The following is a 1,788-nucleotide window of genomic DNA, read 5'->3' as shown; positions in this document are numbered from 1 at the left end:
TTCAGTTTCCTCTTAAAACAGAAAAATATCAGGAAGATATCTTAGATAAACGTTTTGAGATTGGCAGACAGATTTATAATTCTTTGGTAACAGTAACACAAAAGCATTATAAAGAAATGATTAAAACTAAGAAATATAGAAATCTTATGTTACAGTTATCGGGCGACAAAAAGAAAGATAAAACTGTTTGGAAACAAATCAATGACATTAGAAAACAATATGGTATGTCAGAGTATTCGTTTCATGCAGATGTAAAGAAAATGCAGCAACATTTTTCTGATAATATTGATTCTTTCACAGCTCAAAAAATTGCTTCTGGACTCTGGAAATCATACAATAAACTCTTTTATGGAAATGGAGAGAAAATACATTATAAAAAACATGGTAATTTTAATTCATTAGAAGGAAAATCAAATAAAACAGGAATTCGTTTTAAAGATGATACTCTCCTATGGAAAGGATTAAAAATACCTGTAGTGATTGATTATGACAACTGTTATGAATATCAAGCGATGCAATCAGATATTTCATATTGTCGTGTTGTCAGAAAATATGTGAGAAACAAATATAAATATTATGTTCAGATAGTTTTCAAAGGAAATCCACCTGTCAAAGTAGATACAGGAACTGGTAAAATTAAACATTGTATTGGACAGGGTGATGTTGGCTTAGATATTGGTACATCAACTATTGCCTACTCATCTGCTACTGATGTAAAAATATTAGAACTTGCAGATAAAGTTCAAAATATTGAGAATCAGAAACGTATACTATTAAGAAAAATGGATAGAAGCCGAAAAGCAACTAACCCAAATAATTATAATGAAGATGGAACTGTCAAGAAACAAGGCAATAAAAAAGTAACATGGCATAAATCAAATCATTATATTGAATATCAGAACGAATTAAAAGAATTAAACCGTAAACAGGCAGATGTTAGAAAATATCAGCATGAGTGTTTGGCAAATCGAATTATTTCTCTTGGCGATAATATTTATGTTGAAACAATGAATTTTTCAAAACTTGCTAAGAAATCTGCTAAAACTGAAAAGAATAAACAGGGTAAATTTAAGAGAAAGAAAAGGTTTGGAAAATCTATTGCTAATCGTGCACCTGCGATGTTGTTAGATATTATTGATAGGAAGTTATCTTATCATAACAGACAACTGATTAAGATTGATACTTGGAATGCAAAGGCAAGTCAGTTCAATCATTTTGATGGAACTTATAATAAAAAGACATTGAAACAAAGATGGAATGATTTTGATGGAATTAAAATACAAAGAGATTTATATTCTGCTTTCCTGATAATGAATATATCAGATGATTTAAAGGATTTTGATACTGCTAAATGCAATGAACGATTTGAAAACTTTTATCGACTTCATAATTTAGAAGTAAAAAGATTAACGGGTCATAAAAATTTAAGTAGTATAGCAATTTAAAACAAAAATATATAAACGGGTTTTGATGCGACCCTTAAGCTATCGTTAATTCATTCGTTGGAATGATTGATAGTGAAAGTCTTATGGAAACAAATTAGTCTTATATGCTTTCGAGTATATTTGGAAGTTTGTGTATATAAGAACCCGACGTGCTTTAGCCGTTGGAGCGTCAGTGTAGTTAAATTAGTTCAAATCATTACTTTAAAGGGATATTTCGATATTAATGATATTATTATTGGTAGTTTTGGTTCTTATTTAGCTTATTACATAACTATTATATTAACTAAAATTATCCCTAAACAATCAAAATCTATCATTTAAAGCAAAAACCTAAGTAAATCCA

The 1,788-nt window shown here is 28.9% G+C and carries 1 protein-coding gene; it reads left to right on the top strand.

Annotation, left to right across the window (positions count from 1 at the left end; genetic code table 11):
• Window positions 1-1,445: transposase (locus J7M77_RS16750; protein WP_296880637.1), on the top strand; the 1,445-nt coding region annotated here is incomplete at its 5' end.
• Between the last annotated feature and the right edge of the window lie 343 nt (window positions 1,446-1,788).

The organism is Thomasclavelia sp., assembly GCF_017889095.1.
Taxonomy (GTDB): domain Bacteria; phylum Bacillota_I; class Bacilli_A; order Erysipelotrichales; family Coprobacillaceae; genus Thomasclavelia.
Note: the sequence above shows the minus strand (reverse complement) of the source record. Positions and strands in the feature narration are given on the sequence as shown.